The organism is Epilithonimonas bovis DSM 19482, assembly GCF_900108115.1.
Taxonomy (GTDB): Bacteria; Bacteroidota; Bacteroidia; order Flavobacteriales; family Weeksellaceae; genus Epilithonimonas; species Epilithonimonas bovis.
In genome coordinates, this window is sequence record NZ_FTPU01000001.1 from 77542 (window position 1) to 94465 (window position 16924).

The window sequence follows — 16924 nt, forward strand, 5'->3', positions numbered from 1 at the left end:
TTTGTTATTAATAATGACATTTACCACACTCAAGACCTCCAATTGCATCTACAGTGATTTTGCTACCCTCACCATATTGTTTTTTCAACTTGTCATGCAGATTTTTGAAGTATTCTTTATTATAACCGTTGGTCATATCCACTTCTGTTGTTCTGTGACAGTCGATACACCATCCCATTGTAAAGTTGTTGGCCATCTGCACCACATTCATCGTATCAATTTTACCGTGACATGCTTTACAAACCACATCGATCTTGTTGGCAGGATCTTTTTGCTTGGCATTAAATCCGTTTATGATTGCCTGTTCCCCTGCAACTACGTGCTGAGAGTGATTAAAGTAAACAAAATCAGGCATGTTGTGAATCCTTGTCCACTCTACAGGTTCGGTTTTACCGGTATAAGCCTGTTTAGACTCATCCCAGCCAACATGTTGGTATATCTTTTTGATCTCACCAGTATAGAACTCCCTGTCTTTGCCCGGCTCAAGATATTTCCCTTTGTACTCGGAAATAGAACGGTGACAGTTCATACATACGTTAAGAGACGGGATCTCAGAAACTTTACCATATTTTGCACCGGAGTGACAAAGCTGACAGTCGATTTTATTTTCGCCTGCGTGGATCTTGTGAGAGAAATAGATGGGTTGTTCCGGCTTATAGCCTTTATAAACGCCAATCCACATCAGCCAGTTCCAAACACCATACAGCGCAAAGATAGCTAAGAGAGCCACAAGAGCTTTCCCAACATAGCTGTATTTCTCATACAGTTGAGAGAATGATGTGATCCTGGTAGAATTAAGTTCTGAAAGTTCAGGCGACTGCTGAAGTTTTACCAACTGACGGATTTTCAATAAAAGCCAAAACAACAGGCCGGCAATAGCAATAAACGCCGCCACCATAATTTTGGAATTAAGCTGATTGGCTTTATCCGCCTGCACAGATTGCATATCAGTAGCAGCAGCGTCTCCGGCTTTATCCGCCGCAGGTTCTTCCGCAGGAGGATTGGTTGTATAGGCAAGAATGTCGTCTACATCAGCTTCTGTAAGCTTACCTTCAAAAACCTGCATAGCCACTTTACCATTCTCCTCATAGACCTGGTTGGCATACTTGTCTCCGGATGCTCTTAGTTTATCATTGTTAATAATCCACTTATGCAGCCAATCTGTGTCAAGGTTCTGTTCCTTTTTCAGCTTATCGACGATGCCGCCCAACGCAGGGCCAACAACCTTTTTGTCCAACGCGTGACAAGCGGTACAATTCGCCTTAAACAGGTCCTGTCCTTTTTTGGGATCGCCTTGTGCATAAACAGAAGCGCCGGTTGACAGCAATAAACTAATTGCTATCAGACCCTTTTTGTAATGCTTTCTCCAACTAATCATTTATATAATCTTGGGTTAGTAAAATTTCTTGAGTTTACTTTCAGTTCCGCAAAAATAGCACATTAACAAAAATTAAGAAGACCTTCGCCCATGGTTTTTGTCAATTCTGATTAATTTGTAACAGTTCTAAATAACAAGTTTTGCGTTTCTTCCTTTTTATATTAAATTTGCATAAAATAAAATTAAATGAATAATCTTCTGAAGTTTTTCATCATCTGTAGCTTTTTCTGCTTCTACCAACTTGACGCACAATATATTGTTAAAAAAGATACTTTGTCAGGAACCGAACTTTCTTTTTCTCTGGACGAGCGTATCAATGATGCGCTGGAGAAGGTAGAAAACAACTGCAACCGCTCTGCAAGCATCCCTGTAAAAGCGCCATCACGTGTCCTTGTACCCAACAGAGAGCTTACCAACGCTGAGATTTGCCGCAAGAACCCAAAAATTATGGGTTATAAAATCCAGGTAGTGATTGTTAAAAATAATGACGACGCCAGAAAAATTGCTACCGAATTCCGCAATAGCTTTAGAAACCTTAAAGTTGAAACCGATGCCTCCTTAAGGCCTAATTACAAAATATTGGCTGGCAGCTATTTTACCAAACAGGGCGCTGCAGAAGATCTTAAAAATATCCGCAGACAGTACCCATCCGCTATCATAATTCCGTACGCGGTTTTTTGTGTAGAAGCCAAATAATTGCCTGATAGAAACCAAAAAATTATATACAATCCGCATTTTTGCGGATTTTTTATTGGTAATAAGTTTCCAAGAACTGGTAAAACTCTTCTAATCGATAAATGTTATTAAAACCAAGATAAACCGTTAAGATCAGGAGCAACCCATATACCAGGCTTACCAAATTTTGTCTATCCTTCAAACTATAAAACAGCCATCCAATCAATAAAGGATAGACAAAAACAAAATGCCCCCCGTAGATATAAGATGTATGAAGGCCAAACTTAAGAACGCAGTGGATCAAAATATCCACTGAAAACGAAATCACAAGAATCCAGATCAGTTTGTTTTTATAATTATTTAAAATGCTCCAGATTATAAGGCCAAGCACAAGGCCGACAAAAATATAAGATGCAGCTGATGTATAAACATCCATAAAGAGAGCCTTGTAAAAGAAGCCCTGCTTATTATGATAATCTCTGATGACAAAACCAGGAAAAAGAATATTGCCTCCGAAAAACCATGAACTTATCATGTCCCAAAGCGGTGTTACTTTTGGCTGAGAAAACTTGTCATATTGTTCGCCGGTTTTATTGAAGAAATTCTGAAAGTTAAAATCCAGCCTCAATAAAAAAAGCAACATAAAAACACCTGCAGAAACAATAATTTTTGATATTGCAAGACCCATTTTTTTCCAGCTCCGGAATATATTTTTCTCAAACAGAAACGGAATATAAACCTTGACAATATTGGTAATGGTCAAACCACCTACTACAACAGAACCCAAAACGGTTGCACCAAAAGAAATGGGTTTTTCACTCCGAATTTTAATCGCTGAATAATAATTGAATACCGAAAGAACAAGCAATGTATAGGTATAGGTTTCCGGCGTGAAAGACAGTAAAATATTGGTAACAAACAGGCCATAAAAAGCCAATATTACAAGACTTATTTTTAGCGGGATACCAATAATATTATTGAGATATTTAAAAATCTGAACATTGGCTAATGCGACCGTAAGCGTGGAAAAAAGCGCTAAGACCAGCCTAAAAACGGCGTTGTAACGATTCCCGGAAAGCCACAACGCAAAATCCCTGACGTTATTGAAAAAGTAATTGGAAAGCGGATGCCTCTCAAACCCGCCGCCAGTCTGGATAATAGCCCGGTTATCAAAGCTAAAATATGCGTCCCAGGGAATTCGGTCGTCATAAACAATCCTGAAATTCTCTGCAATAAACCATGCATTGGCACCATACAGAATAACAAAAAACAAGAAAATCAGGATTTCTGTTCTAGTAGCTGGAAAAATAACCTTCAGGAAGGAAAACAATTTGTTGAGAATTTTCAAGTTTTGATATTTTGTGCAAAAGTAAAGAATGATTTTTTTATTCTTTATGGGATGTTAGTATATTTGATTTATTAAACAATAAAATATTCTATACTAGAGAAGACCTCACAGTTTTTGAAAACCTGTGAGGTCTGTATAATTAAGAAATAAAGATTATATTAAAAAATAATCACGAACTGCAGGACAATTGGCTGCAACCCGTTTGGTCATCATATTTGGATGGCCGTTTTTGATTAAATTCCGGGAAGAGGTTTTTGTAAGGATTTTGCAAAGCTTCTTTTAATTTAAAAAACATGGCGTAATCACCTTTTTCTGCATCCTGAATTGCTTCGAACAGGAGATAATTCCTGAGGGTAAATTTGGGATTTGATTTTGACATTAATGCAAGGGATTCACTCTCCAGAATACTATTTTTTATTCGTCTTGCCTTGTATTTTTCTATAAATTCAGACAGCCGGCTCAGCTCTTTCTGACTCAGATCTCTGTAAAATGCATTAGAAAAAAATTCGATATCAATCTCTGCAATCGGCTTTTCCAGATTTTGGAAAAATATGGTATAATCAAGACCCAGATCCTGCATCATCTGCTGCCATTCTGTAAAAAAACGTTCATCTTCTTGCAGCACCTCGTCCAGGCCAAATTTGTCAGCTAACATTTTATCATGCTCGATCCAGAACTGTTTGCCATACCGGTCCAAAATATTTCCCAAAGCCTCCGAATCCTCAATCAATGGAAAAACAGCATTGGCCAATGCTGCCAGATTCCAATGGGAAATTTGCCCCTGCTTCCCAAAGGCATACCGTTTACCGGGCAAATCTGTTGTATTGGGTGTAAACTCAAGATCATAACCATCCATCATAGCATAGGGGCCATAATCAATCGTTAAGCCAAGAATTGACATGTTGTCAGTGTTCATAACACCATGTACAAAGCCTACACGGTACCAATCGATTATCATTTTTAAAGTTCGATCACAAATAGCCTGAAACCATTGGAGGTATTTTTCAGGATTATTATCGTGATTAATTTCCGGGAAAAAATTCTCGATGGTGTAATCTGCCAGTTGCTTCAACAGATCGTTTTGTTTTCTGGCAGACAGCAGTTCAAAATGCCCAAATCTAAGGAATGATTCCGCAGTCCTTACTACAACAGCACCCGGTTCTCTCTGCGGATGCCCGGAATACTGTATATCCCTGACAACTTCTTCGCCGGTAAGCGATATGCTGAGAGCCCTAGTCGTGGGCACACCCAAATGGTACATTGCTTCGCTCATCAGATATTCGCGGATAGATGAGCGCAGAACGGCTCTGCCATCTGCATGCCTGGAATACGGCGTTGCTCCTGCGCCTTTCCATTGGATTTCGGTTTGTTTCTTGCCATCCGAGATTTCACCGGCATAGATCGCCCGGCCATCTCCCAGTTGCCCGGCCCAATTACCAAACTGGTGCCCGGCATAGGCTGTTGCAAAAGTGGTTACATTTTTGGGCAAGTCCTGCGCTGCCAAAAAACGCTGATCACCTTCCAATTTACCAAGACCTATTTCCTCTGAAAGATTTTCATTAAAATCAATCAGTTTATTTTTTTCAAATTCAGCTGGTTGTACAGTGCAAAATAAGGCGTCGGGTGTTTGGCGCTGGATCCTATTCCCGGAAAAATCTCCCGGAAAAATTTTGGTGAAGTGCTGACTAATTTTGTTTATGTTCATCTATCAAAAATCCCGTCTCGCTAAAAGCGGACGGGAAATGTTTATTTGTTAAAATCTATATCTTCAGAAGAATTAATGGCTTCATTAGAATGATCATCTTTTTTTGCTGGCTTATCCGGGACTATCTGTGTTGGATTTTTGAGTTCATCAATTGTTTGCAAGTCTCCTTGATCTCCGTAGCCATTTCTTAGATTATTGAGATCCGAGCAGCTTCCTGTCCAATTGGCTGGTTTTATGAATTTTTCATCCGGATTGATATTCAGAGATTTGTCTGCAAAGACTTTTTTCATAAAAATTGCCCAAATCGGAAGTCCCATTTTAGCGCCTTGTCCTTCACCAGTGCTCCAGAAGTGTGTTGCCCTGTCTTCCCAGCCAACCCAGACTCCTGTTGCCAGCTTGGGAACAATACCTATAAACCAACCATCGGAATTATTTTGTGTGGTTCCGGTTTTACCTGCGATTTCAACAGTTGCAGGAATTCCCTGTCTTCTCAGTTCTCCGGAAGCCGTTCCAAACTCTGCAACGCCTTTCATCAAATCAATCATGGTATAAGCATACATCTCATTCATCACTTCTTTAACGACAGGTTTTACTTCTTTGATGACACGTCCATTGGCATCTTCAATTCTCCAGATCATCTCTGGTTTGGTATAATTCCCGAAATTGGCAAATGTGCTGTAGGCGCCTAACATTTCATAAATGGTAATATCGGACGTTCCCAGCGCCATCGGTAAACTGGTAGAAATATCTTCTGTAACGCCTAGATCCCTGGCTGTTTGGATTATATTTTTTGTACCTACCATTTCTGCCAAACGCAAGGCTACAGGGTTTTGAGATTGTGCTAACGCATTTTTGAGTGTCAGCATTCCGCCTTTTCCTGGTACGTGATAACTTCCTTTGTTAAAACTGGCATTGGAAACTGTGGAACAAGGTGTCATCCCCAGATGCATAATAGCGGTAGCGTATACAAAAGGCTTAAAGGTTGATCCAACTTGTCGTTTTCCTTGCTTCACGTGGTCATACTGAAAATGCTGCCAATTGATTCCTCCTACCCAGGCTTTGATATCGCCAGTTGCTGGTTCCATAGACATTAGCCCGGCTTGTGCAATTTGTTTATGATAACGGATGGAATCCCAAGGCGACATTTCTACTTCCTCCTCGCCTTGCCAAGTAAATCTGGTCATTTTAACTGGCTGGTGAAACTCCATCATAATAGAGTCTTCCGGCATTCCTTCGGCTTTAAGTTGTTTATATCGTCCGGTTCTTTTAACGGCTGACATCATTAGGCTATTGATCTGTGACTTCGAAAGATTGTAATAAGGACGGTTCGGGTTACGCTTCATTTCACTGTCAAAGTTTCTCTGAAGGTTGGTTAAATGTTCCTTAATTGCTTCCTCTGCATATTTCTGCATTCTGGAGTCCAGCGTAACATAGATTTTTAAACCGTTTTTATACAGACTCAACTGTTTTCCGGTTTCTTTTTCATAGGCGTCCAGATACTGCTGAATTTCTTTTCTTAGATAAAATTTATAATAAGCGGAATAGCCTTCTTCAACTGTTTTTACCTCATGGTAATCTACAGCAACAGGCGTGCTGACCGCTTTTTCGTAAGTAGAATTATCAATATAACCTGTATCCAGCATCTGCTTAAGAACAACATCCCTTCTTTGTTTTGATTTCTCAGGATTTCTGTAAGGATTATTTCTTCTTGGTGCTTCCAGCATTGCAACAAATGTTGCTGCTTCCGGCAGGGTTAACTGGTTTGTAGATTTATTAAAATAAACCCTGGAGGCCATCTCAATCCCTTTTGCATTGAAAAGGAAATCCATTTTATTAAAATAAAGTGCTACAATCTCCTCTTTGGTATACCGTTTTTCCAGACTTACGGCAACACACCATTCCTTAAGCTTCTGCAAAGCACGTTCGATTTTGTTTTGAGACGCATTACCCGTGAAAAGCAATTTGGCAAGCTGCTGAGTAATAGTAGAACCACCGCCACGCTCGCCACGGAAAAACACGGCTCTGGCAATAGACTTAAGATCTATCCCCGAATGTTCTTTAAAACGCTCATCCTCTTTAGCCTGCAGAGCATAGACCAGGTATGGCGGGAGCTGTTTATAAGTAACGGGCATGGTCTTCTCTTTCTCAAATTTCCCCAACAGGACATTGTCTGACGAGTAAATCTCTGAGGCCACAAAAATATCGGGGTTTTCCAGTTCCTTGACATCCGGCATATCACCAAGAAAGCCTTGGGAAACTGCGAAAAACAATGCCGAAATCCCTAATACCAACGCAAAGAAACCGATCCAGATAATCTTAATCCATTTCTTGACCGTTGTTTTGGGTTTTTTCTTTTCCGGAAGAGGAAAAGTTTTTTGTTCAGGTTTTTTATTTTCCATTAATATCGATCTATTAATTAGGCTTAATATTTTGAATTTTTACTCCTATATCTTCTATCCCTGGCAGAACATTTCTCCGCATAGCCTGTATCACTTTCAGAGAATATTGGCCATCCTGAGGAAAATTGTAATTGAGTTTATACTGGAACAAGGCTTCCTTTGTATCGCCAAAACCAGTTCCCAGCCACTCGCCATTCGGTTTTGCAAGAACATAATTAAGCGTATCCTGGGAAACAATCTTCTTATTATGCTCCAGTATCGCTATAAGCCTCAGGTTACTGTAGGGGTAATCATTATTATTTCTGACAATAAAAATAATATTTTTTTGCTTTTGAAAGTCATTAATACTGAAATCAAACTTATGACTGGTCTTTTTATCCCACTTGCTATCTACATTTTGCATTACCACAGTCTCATCGGGATTATTACAGGACAGGCAAAAGAGAACAAGACACAACAATGATGTTATTCTAAGCATTACCTTCATCTTTAGGCGGCGTTTTCTTTTTTGGTTTTTTGAACGGCTTTTTATAATTTTTATTTTCCTGTGGCTGTCCCTGGCTTTGAGGCTGACTTTCAGGTTTATTTTTAGGAGCAGGTTTTCTGTTGTCCTGAGACTTTTGTTCCGTATTACGGTTTCTGTTTTCAGGCATTTTTTGTTCGGCATTTCGATTCCTGTTCTCCCTTTGGTTTGGATTTTTGTTATCCTGGTTTTTGGGTGATCTATCCCGGTTGTTATTAGGTCTTGGCTTTCTGTTTTTCTTTTCAAAACGGTCTACGCTGTTTTCCTGAATAAGGTCAGACGTTACCAAAGGGTTCTCAACCACTTTAAGATCTTCCAAGGCCGGCGCTTTTTCACCTTTTTTGTTAATGGCAATCAGCTTTTTGACCTCAGCGATATCCAGGTCATACCAAGCCATGGAATTTTCTACATAAGCAAACCACATTTTCTTTTTGAAAACATCAATTTTAATGCAAAAAGCCCTGCCCTTTTCTGTATTCAGCACGGTATTGGATGAAGGGAAATCTTTAAGCACATCCAGGTAACTGTCCAGCTCGTAATTGAGACAGCATTTCAGTTTTCCACATTGCCCTGCCAACTTTTGGGGATTAATACTCAACTGCTGATATCTTGCCGCATTGGTATTGACAGACCTGAAATCTGTGAGCCATGTAGAACAGCACAACTCCCTGCCGCAGGATCCTATCCCGCCCACTTTCGCAGACTCCTGGCGGAAACCGATCTGCTTCATATCAATTTTTGTACGGAAGGCTCCGGCATATTCTTTTATCAGCTGGCGAAAATCTACCCGATTATCTGCTGTATAATAGAACGTAATTTTGGAACCATCGCCCTGATACTCAACATCGGTAATTTTCATCTCCAGATGAAGGCCATAAGCAATTTTACGAGCCTCGATCTTGATGCTATTTTCTTTCTTTCTCAGCTCCTGCCATGTTTCCACGTCTTTTTGATTAGCAAGACGGTAAACCTTAAGAGGATTATCCAGCGTGGCATGTTTCTTTTTCATCTGGATTTTTACCAGCTCGCCAGCCAGGCTTACTACACCTATATCATGTCCCGGACTAGATTCTACCGCAATGATGCTACCAATATGTAAAGGAAGGTTGTTGACATTTTTATAATAGAGCTTCCGGTCGTTTTTAAAACGGACCTCAACATATTCAGAGCTTTTTGATTTTGATGAATCAATATCAGAAAGCCAGTCAAAAACACTTAATTTATAACTATTACCACAGGTATCTACACTACTGCACCCACTGGCACTTTTTGTACCACAAGAATGGGAAGAATCGCCGGATGTTTTGCATCCACAACTCATATTTTGATTTTTATATACTGTTTGCAAAGTTAATATAATTTTTGTTTCAGCTTTAGGAATATGCTTTTTAAAAAAACAATTTTATTAATTTTAAGTTAATATTATATTAATATTGATAAATTGACATTTAAAATTATGATTATTTAACTATTATGTAAAATATCATGAGCGTTTTTACTATGGTTTACATTATAATGTTTAAAACTAAACTAAAACTAAATACAAAACCTAAACAATACATTATCAATATATTAAATACAATTTTACATTAAACAATTATTCAATAAATAGCAATGTTTAACTTTTTTATGAAATATTTATAATTGTTATTAAAATAATTATAAATTTGGAACATTAATAATAATTATATGAGAAAAATTTTTGTTACCATGGCTTTGGCTGCCGGTGTAGTAGCATACGCAGGAGGATTCCGGGTATCGCTTCAGGGTGTTAAGCAGTTAGCAATGGCGCATACCAGTGCCCATGCAGAAGATGCAAGTGTCGCTTTTTATAACCCGGCGGGTATCTCATTTATCCCTGCAAAATTAAGCGTTGCTGCAGGAGGATTTGGTGTTTCTAATAAAATTACTTACCAAAATACCAGCACATTGCAACAGACTGAAACCGATAACCCGCTGGGAACACCGATTTATGCAGCAATTGCTTATAAGGTGATGGACAATGTTTCCGTTGGTTTTAGTTTTTCTACACCTTTCGGAAGCACCATAGAGTGGCCAAGCGCTTGGGAAGGGAAAGAAATAGTTCAGAAACTGGAACTGAAAAGTTATTTCTTCCAACCGATGATTTCAGTTAAACTGGCACCTTGGGCTTCTTTTGGAGCAAGTTACATCTATGCCAAAGGAAAAGTGGACTGGACAAAAGCTCTGACTCAATACGGCGGACAGCTCAATCTTTTAGATGACACCGCTTCAGGACATGGTTTCGGTTTTGGTTTTTATTTCCAGCCAAATAACAATTTGGACGTCAGCGTAGCATACAGATCACCAGTAGATATGAAGGCAAAAGAAGGTAAGGCAACTTTTACGGTGCCATCTTCTCTGCTATCTAATTTTAATGGTGGTTCGGACAATTTCAAGGCTACACTTCCTCTTGTGGACGAATACACTGTTGGTGTTACATACAAGGTTACACCTAAATGGTTAATTTCTGCGGACTATAATTACCACGGCTGGGAAAGATACAGCAAGCTGACACTTGACTTCAGTACAGTTGCAGCAGGCAATCAGCCGAATGATCCAACCATCTCCGTATCACCTAAAAATTTTAAGAGTACTTCCAGTGTAAGAATTGGAACACAGTATGCGTTCAATGAGATGATTGCCGGTAGATTGGGTTGGTACTATGATCAGTCACCTTATGCAGACAAAGATTTTATCCCTGAAACACCTTCTTTTGACAATTATGTTATAACAGGTGGTGTAGGATTTAAGTTCAACAAACTTGGAGTTGATCTTTCCGGAGCGTATGCAATGCCAGAGAGCAGAACATTTAACAATCCTAACCTGAATTTTGCGGGTCAGGCAAAAGCTGATGTATTCTATTTTGGTCTTGGATTATCTTATAACGCATTCTAAAATTTGAATTAATTATGAAAAAATTATATATATCAACAGTAGCTGCAACGCTTTTATTAGCTGCGAGCTGTAAGACAGATTTCGAAAACAGCACGGAAGATGTGGTGGTAACATCGGGCGAAGCCAATTTTTCAAAGTATATCGCTTTAGGAAATTCTCTTACATCTGGTTACAGAGACGGAGCACTTTATTCAAGTGGGCAAGCTGAATCATATCCAAGTATGCTTGCAATGCAAATGAAATTAGCAGGTGGTGGAGAATTCACACAGCCTTTGATGCCAAATAATGTGGGAGGTTTCATCGGAATTCCAGGATTTGGAGGCAAGTATAATCTAGCTCTTGTAGATGTAAAAGACTATACCGGGGCTGTTACTGGAAAAACATTATCACCTGTGCAAGCAAATCCTGCGGCTCAACTAGATGTTATAGGCGGTGCTGGAAAATATTTTGGAAATATGGGTGTTCCCGGTGCAAAATCTTTTCATTTGGTAACACCAGGCTATGGAAGCGCTGCTAACTTAGCGATTGGCGCTGCAAATCCTTACTTTGTACGCTTTGCAACATCTGCAACAACTACAGTTTTGGCAGATGCAATGGCTCAAAACCCTACTTTCTTCTCATTGTGGATTGGAGCTAACGATGTACTATCATACTCTACATCTGGTGGTACCAATTCTACAACCATAGGCGGAGTGACAACTTATACCACAGCGACCGATCAAACAGGGAATACAAATCCAGCGACATACAAATCAAACGACATCTCAGATCCGAATGTAGTGGCAGGATCAATCAAAGCAGTTTTAGATGGACTAAAAAGTAAAGGTGCTACAAAAGGCGTGATTTCAAATATACCATATGTAACTTCTATACCTTATTTTACTAGAGTTCCGTATAATCCTATTCCTCTTTCAGCTGCATCTGCCTCTGCACTCAATGCGAATTTTGGACAACTTAATACAGCATTAACCAGCCTAGGGCAAGCAAAAAGATTTGTAACATTATCTTCTGCTTCTAGCAACCCCGTTTTAATAATTGATAAAAGTCTTTTCGATATCGCTCCTTATTTACCAGCAAATCTGAAAATGTACGGACAGGCAAGACATGCCACATCAGAAGATTTAATTTTATTAACAGCATCTGGCGTTATAGGAATCGACCCAACAACAGGTCTTCCTCCAGCACCAACTTCTCAAACTATTGGTGGCGTTACAATTCCTTTAGCAGATCAATTGGTTTTGACAAAAACAGAAGCAGCGAAGGTAAAAACGGCAACAGATGCCTATAATACAGCCATCTCCAATTTAGCATCTCAATATGGTTTAGCTCTTGTAGATGCTAACGCAAAAATGAGAGAACTAAACTCAGCCTCAGGGATTTTGTGGGATGGTGTGAAGTATACCGCTACTTTTGTAACAGGAGGAGCATTCTCCCTAGACGGTGTTCACCCGACAGGAAGAGGTTATGCTATTATTGCTAATGAATTCCTTAAAGCTATCAATACTAAATACAAATCTAATCTACCAATGATTAGTCCAAATTCTTATTCTGGAGTTACATTTCCATAAAGATTAAATAATATTTGTAAAGCCGCTTCACTTTTGAAGCGGTTTTTTATTTGTAATTAATAATATTCTTAAAATGTAATTTTTTGATTATTTTTACATCCACAAGATTAATCAATGCTTTCAAAAAGAGTAAAATACGCGATTAAAACATTGCTTTTCCTCAACAGAAAAGACAATGCATCTCTCTATTCTGCAAAAAAAATTTCGGAGAGCGAACGTATTCCGCTCAAATTTCTGGAGCAGATCCTGAGGGAACTGAAACAAAATAAAATCCTCAAAAGCGAACGAGGCGCAGAAGGTGGTTATACCTTTATGAAAAATCCTTCTGACATAAAAGTACTGGATGTCATCCGAATTGTAGACGGCCCGGTGGCTATGCTCCCGTGTGCTTCTCTCAATTTTTATGAAAAATGTGATGACTGTACAGACGAAGCCACCTGCAGCATCAGAAAGCTTCTCATTAACGTTCGGGACAATATGCTGCCAATATTGGATACCAGTATTGCGGACATGACCAACTCAGAGCAATATCCTATTTAAAAAACAATTATCAAAATAACCATGAAAAAAACAATTTTACTTCTTACTATTGCCGCACTCTGCAATGTTGCGAAGGCTCAGACGTCATCGGAAACGCCAACATCCGACAGAAAAAACGATATAATGATCAGCCCGATTGAGCTGATTGCCTCGCCACTGCTCAACATTTCTTATGAAAGGCTCATCAGCGCCCAGTCCGGAGTAGGGATCAACGGGATGTTTTATTTCGGTGACAAAAATGAAGACACAACAGGATTCACCCAGGTATCGCCTTACTACAGAATGTATTTTGGGAAAAAATATGGTGGAGGCTTTTTCGTAGAGGGATTCGTGCCCATTACATCTACAAAAGACAGATACTATACTTACAACTACTACAACAATTATGCAGGGCCTGACTATCATGAAGAAACCAGAACAACAGTCGGGATAGGCGTAGGATTTGGCGGAAAGTGGATCACCAGGAATAATATCATTTTTGAAGCCAGCATGGGTGTGGGCAGAAGGTTTGGTGATAATGACAAGTACGACGACTCCAACCTAACAGGAAAAGGGATGTTGGGAATTGGGTATCGATTTTAACAAGCTTGTTTCAGATAAGAAAAATTAAAAGTTTAGTTTTGTGCTAAACTTTTTTTGTTATTATGTTTACCGACGAATATTTTATGAAAATGGCTTTTCAGGAGGCAGAAAAAGCACTTGAGAAAGACGAAGTTCCTATTGGCTGTATCATAGTCTCTAATGACAGGATTATTGCGAAAGCTCATAATTTAACAGAAACCCTTAATGATGTTACGGCTCATGCAGAAATGCAGGCCATCACTTCAGCCGCTAATTTCCTTGGCGGAAAATACCTGCAGAACTGCACACTGTATGTAACCCTGGAACCTTGTGTGATGTGTGCCGGTGCACTGGCATGGTCACAGATTTCTAAAGTCGTAATTGGTGCCAGAGATGAGCAACGCGGCTTTATCAACAAAGGTTTAGCACTTCATCCGAAAACCCAGATTGTTACCGGAATTATGGAAAACGAATGTTCTGCAATTGTAAAAGATTTTTTCCGGAATAAAAGATAAATCTTGCTGAAAGTCTCCCAAAATCTGACTTCCACCAAATCACTTTACAAATCCTTTCCCAGAAAGTACAGCCCTTTCAGTGTATGGAGGCGATCCCCGATATTGATCTTATCTGTCAAAGGTTTATAAACATGGCTCACACCTCCGGTTGCAATCACAAAGCAGTTGTCATCAACCTCATCATTAATCCTGTCGATAAAACCCTCTACCATCCCCAAAAAACCGTAAACCATCCCACTCTGCATACAGCTGATAGTGTCCAATCCTAAAACTGATTTTGGTTTTACCAACTCTATCTCAGGCAGCTGAGCCGTTCCTTTTATGAGGCTATTCAGCGAAGTTACTATTCCAGGAGCAATGATAACACCCAGGGTTTCTCCTTTTTCATCAATACAGCTCGCCGTAAGCGCCGTCCCAAAATCTAGAACAATTTTCTTTTGCCCGGGATATAGATTATGCGCCGCTACGAGATTAGCATAGATATCGGTACCCATTTGTCTGGATTTGGGAACCACGCCGGATGGTGTACCCCTGTCCACAACAATTGGATTTCTCTGATGGATTTTTTTGATCGCACTGCTTACCACTTTAGTAAGCTGGGGAACAACAGAGCCAATAATCACTTTATCAATTTTCTCAATATCAATTTTGTAAGTCTGATAGAGCATCAGAAATTGAACAAAAAGCTCATCCGTTGTTTTGTACGGTTTTGTATTGATAACCCACGAAAGATCGCAGTTATCATCATCAAAGAGACCGAAGCGGATATTGGTATTTCCTATATTGATTACAATAGAATTCATTTTCTAATCTTGTCGGAAGTCGGAAGGCCGATGTCCGAAGTTTTAATTATTGTGTTTTAATTTTAATTGTTTCCGAATTGAAATCTTCTGACTTCCGACATCCAGCTTTCGTTATTTTACCTCCAGATAATTATCTTCAGGATTCACATCCCCAAGCCTTTTGGAAAAATCGATTCCCAGTGCAGATAACTGAGACTTGGTATAAGGAATGGTAAAACTATATTCCTGCTGTGTCCATGGCCAATAAGGCAAACTCCGGATATTCCCGTAGATATCCTTTGTTTTCCAAACTCTGGTCAGATTCAACGGGATGTTATAATTGATGACTTTTTTATCTTTAGTCAAAATACTGAAATCAATCGGCATGGGAACACCGCCTTTGTTCACCAAGGTAATTGTTGTAGACTGCGGGTCATATTTCACAGTTTTTATACCGTAATCAATAGTTTTTGTCGTATTAATCCAGTAATGCTGAAACCACTTGAGATCCATCCCGGATACCAACTGTGCAATATGAATAAAATCCCTTTCGGTAGGATGCTTCATCGCCCATTCGTCATAATACCTCAGCATAATTTTACTAAGATTTTCTTCACCCACAATATATCCTAATTCTACCAAAAATGTTTCACCCTTGATGTAACTGGCATAAGTGTAAGCCGTTCCGTTATCATGATGGTCACCCAACCAAACCGCTGGTTCTTCTTTACCAGATTTGGTAAAATTGATGTACGCTTTGATGGCATCTGTAAAAGGATTGGGTTGCGATTCCTTTGGCGGGAAAAGGCGGTACATTGTATAATCTTCCGCGTATTGCGTAAAACCTTCATCCATCCATGGCCTTACACTTTCGTTGGTCGCCAGCATCTGCTGGAACCAAGAGTGGGATCCTTCGTGAAACATCAGTCCGCAAAGGCCTTCCAGGGTTGTCGCTTCTCCCAAAACCATGGTACACATACCGTATTCCATTCCGCCGTCACCACCTTGGATGAAGGAATAACTTGGCCATTTGTAACGACCGAAAGTGGCGTTCATCAGTTGATAATACTTGGTGATATAAGGTTTGAGATCAGACCAATATTTTGTTTTTTCAGATTTCTGATAGACTAAGTAAACTTTTGGCCCGTCCAAAATCGGAAAACTCTCCACCGAATAATCTCTGTCAGCTGCCCAGGCAAAATCAAGGATATTTTTTGCCGTCCATTTCCAGGTTATTTTGCCCGAAATATCCGGTTTGATAGCTGCATTGCTGTCATAACCCTTTACATCGGTTGGATTTTCCAATGTTCCGCCGGCACCAATAACATAATCTTTATCAATCTTAATATTAACCTCGAAGTCGGAAAATGGTGCATGAAATTCACGGCCTACATAATCAAAAGCTGCCCAGCCATCATAATCGTATTCGGCGATTTTTGGGTACCATTGCGTCATTGTCATATCAACACCTTCGCGGTTGTTGCGCCCGGCTCTTCGGATTTGCATTGGGATATTGGCATCCCACTCCATTGTAAAAGTTGTGGAAGAATTAGGTTTTATAGATTCATTCAAAAAAACCTTCATGACCGTCCCCTGAATCTCAAACTTCAAATCTTTGCCATTCTGTTTGATCCAACGGATATTCTGTGCGCCTTCCTGATCTTTCGGAATTTCGGACAGTCTGGAAACTACAGTATTCCCCACTTTTTTTGCCAATCTTCCGTCTGCATTGATACCCTGAGACTGCACACGCTGGTCCATCATAGAACCTGCTTTGAAAGCGTTCCAATACAAATGGAAATACACCACTTTCAACTCATCCGGCGAATTGTTTCTATAATCCAGAGTCTGTTTTCCTTGATAGGTGAAATTGGCAGCATCTACATCAATATCCATTTTATACTTGGCATATTGCTGATAATAAGGATTTTGCTGAGCCGATAAGATGAGAGGAAAAAGAATTGAGAATAGAGAGAATTTCAGTTTTTTCATAGATTTATGATTAAACCTAAAA

Annotated in this window: 14 protein-coding genes; 6 read left to right on the forward strand and 8 right to left on the reverse strand. The window is 39.5% G+C overall.

Going from position 1 to position 16924, the window contains the following annotated elements; translation table 11 throughout:
- Positions 1–7 precede the first annotated feature (7 nt).
- Complete coding sequence (locus tag B0B05_RS00350) at positions 8–1378, reverse strand: c-type cytochrome (protein ID WP_076781364.1); 1371 nt, start codon at positions 1376–1378, stop codon at positions 8–10.
- A gap of 186 nt (positions 1379–1564) precedes the next feature.
- On the opposite strand from B0B05_RS00350, the gene B0B05_RS00355 reads away from it, so the two are divergent.
- The gene (locus tag B0B05_RS00355; protein WP_076781366.1) at positions 1565–2074 is read left to right on the forward strand and encodes an SPOR domain-containing protein; all 510 of its coding nucleotides are present in this window, start codon (positions 1565–1567) and stop codon (positions 2072–2074) included.
- A gap of 52 nt (positions 2075–2126) precedes the next feature.
- Here the strand turns inward: B0B05_RS00355 and B0B05_RS00360 are convergent, their stop codons facing one another.
- The 5 genes from B0B05_RS00360 to ricT all read right to left on the reverse strand — a co-directional run bounded on the left by B0B05_RS00360 (position 2127) and on the right by ricT (position 9349).
- Entirely contained in the window at positions 2127–3401 is a 1275-nt protein-coding gene (locus tag B0B05_RS00360) for a DUF6080 domain-containing protein (protein ID WP_317044103.1), read from the reverse strand.
- A gap of 169 nt (positions 3402–3570) precedes the next feature.
- Positions 3571–5106, reverse strand: coding sequence for a protein adenylyltransferase SelO (locus tag B0B05_RS00365; protein ID WP_076781368.1), 1536 nt, complete (start codon positions 5104–5106; stop codon positions 3571–3573).
- Between the two features lie 41 nt (positions 5107–5147).
- A complete protein-coding gene (locus B0B05_RS00370; protein WP_076781370.1) occupies positions 5148–7505 on the reverse strand; it encodes a penicillin-binding protein 1A in 2358 nt (785 codons plus the stop codon).
- A 13-nt stretch (positions 7506–7518) separates the two neighbouring features.
- Entirely contained in the window at positions 7519–7983 is a 465-nt protein-coding gene (locus tag B0B05_RS00375) for a gliding motility lipoprotein GldH (protein WP_076781522.1), read from the reverse strand.
- Positions 7976–9349, reverse strand: a complete 1374-nt coding sequence (ricT, locus tag B0B05_RS00380; protein ID WP_076781372.1) for a PSP1 domain-containing protein — start codon at positions 9347–9349, stop codon at positions 7976–7978. The genes B0B05_RS00375 and ricT overlap by 8 nt, the downstream gene beginning before the upstream one ends.
- Positions 9350–9717: 368 nt before the next feature.
- Here ricT and B0B05_RS00385 point away from each other — a divergent pair, with 368 nt between their 5' ends.
- The 5 genes from B0B05_RS00385 (at position 9718) to B0B05_RS00405 (ending at position 14128) form a co-directional block, all read left to right on the forward strand.
- Positions 9718–10944 (forward strand): OmpP1/FadL family transporter, encoded by a 1227-nt coding sequence (locus tag B0B05_RS00385; RefSeq protein ID WP_076781374.1) that lies wholly within the window; start codon positions 9718–9720, stop codon positions 10942–10944.
- 14 nt (positions 10945–10958) lie between these two features.
- Positions 10959–12512, forward strand: a complete 1554-nt coding sequence (locus tag B0B05_RS00390) for an SGNH/GDSL hydrolase family protein (protein WP_076781375.1) — start codon at positions 10959–10961, stop codon at positions 12510–12512.
- Between the two features lie 114 nt (positions 12513–12626).
- Positions 12627–13052 carry an RrF2 family transcriptional regulator gene (locus tag B0B05_RS00395; RefSeq protein WP_076781376.1) on the forward strand — a complete coding sequence of 142 codons (426 nt, stop codon included), beginning with the start codon at positions 12627–12629 and terminating at the stop codon, positions 13050–13052.
- Between the two features lie 21 nt (positions 13053–13073).
- Positions 13074–13634, forward strand: coding sequence for a DUF3575 domain-containing protein (locus B0B05_RS00400; RefSeq protein WP_076781378.1), 561 nt, complete (start codon positions 13074–13076; stop codon positions 13632–13634).
- 62 nt (positions 13635–13696) lie between these two features.
- On the forward strand, positions 13697–14128 hold the full coding sequence (locus B0B05_RS00405; RefSeq protein ID WP_076781380.1) for a nucleoside deaminase: 432 nt from the start codon (positions 13697–13699) through the stop codon (positions 14126–14128).
- Between the two features lie 44 nt (positions 14129–14172).
- Here B0B05_RS00405 and B0B05_RS00410 read toward each other — a convergent pair whose 3' ends face one another.
- Positions 14173–14931: a type III pantothenate kinase gene (locus tag B0B05_RS00410; RefSeq protein WP_076781382.1), complete on the reverse strand. Its 759-nt coding sequence runs from the start codon at positions 14929–14931 to the stop codon at positions 14173–14175.
- Between the two features lie 111 nt (positions 14932–15042).
- Complete coding sequence (locus B0B05_RS00415; protein ID WP_076781384.1) at positions 15043–16902, reverse strand: M1 family metallopeptidase; 1860 nt, start codon at positions 16900–16902, stop codon at positions 15043–15045.
- Between the last annotated feature and the right edge of the window lie 22 nt (positions 16903–16924).

Coding starts and splice junctions, on each gene's coding strand:
- B0B05_RS00410 (WP_076781382.1), bottom strand. CDS start 14,931: ATGAATTCTATTGTAATCAATATAGGAAATACCAATATCCGCTTCGGT.
- B0B05_RS00355 (WP_076781366.1), top strand. CDS start 1,565: ATGAATAATCTTCTGAAGTTTTTCATCATCTGTAGCTTTTTCTGCTTC.
- B0B05_RS00395 (WP_076781376.1), top strand. CDS start 12,627: ATGCTTTCAAAAAGAGTAAAATACGCGATTAAAACATTGCTTTTCCTC.
- B0B05_RS00415 (WP_076781384.1), bottom strand. CDS start 16,902: ATGAAAAAACTGAAATTCTCTCTATTCTCAATTCTTTTTCCTCTCATC.
- B0B05_RS00405 (WP_076781380.1), top strand. CDS start 13,697: ATGTTTACCGACGAATATTTTATGAAAATGGCTTTTCAGGAGGCAGAA.
- ricT (WP_076781372.1), bottom strand. CDS start 9,349: ATGAGTTGTGGATGCAAAACATCCGGCGATTCTTCCCATTCTTGTGGT.
- B0B05_RS00375 (WP_076781522.1), bottom strand. CDS start 7,983: ATGCTTAGAATAACATCATTGTTGTGTCTTGTTCTCTTTTGCCTGTCC.
- B0B05_RS00385 (WP_076781374.1), top strand. CDS start 9,718: ATGAGAAAAATTTTTGTTACCATGGCTTTGGCTGCCGGTGTAGTAGCA.
- B0B05_RS00390 (WP_076781375.1), top strand. CDS start 10,959: ATGAAAAAATTATATATATCAACAGTAGCTGCAACGCTTTTATTAGCT.
- B0B05_RS00370 (WP_076781370.1), bottom strand. CDS start 7,505: ATGGAAAATAAAAAACCTGAACAAAAAACTTTTCCTCTTCCGGAAAAG.
- B0B05_RS00350 (WP_076781364.1), bottom strand. CDS start 1,378: ATGATTAGTTGGAGAAAGCATTACAAAAAGGGTCTGATAGCAATTAGT.
- B0B05_RS00400 (WP_076781378.1), top strand. CDS start 13,074: ATGAAAAAAACAATTTTACTTCTTACTATTGCCGCACTCTGCAATGTT.
- B0B05_RS00365 (WP_076781368.1), bottom strand. CDS start 5,106: ATGAACATAAACAAAATTAGTCAGCACTTCACCAAAATTTTTCCGGGA.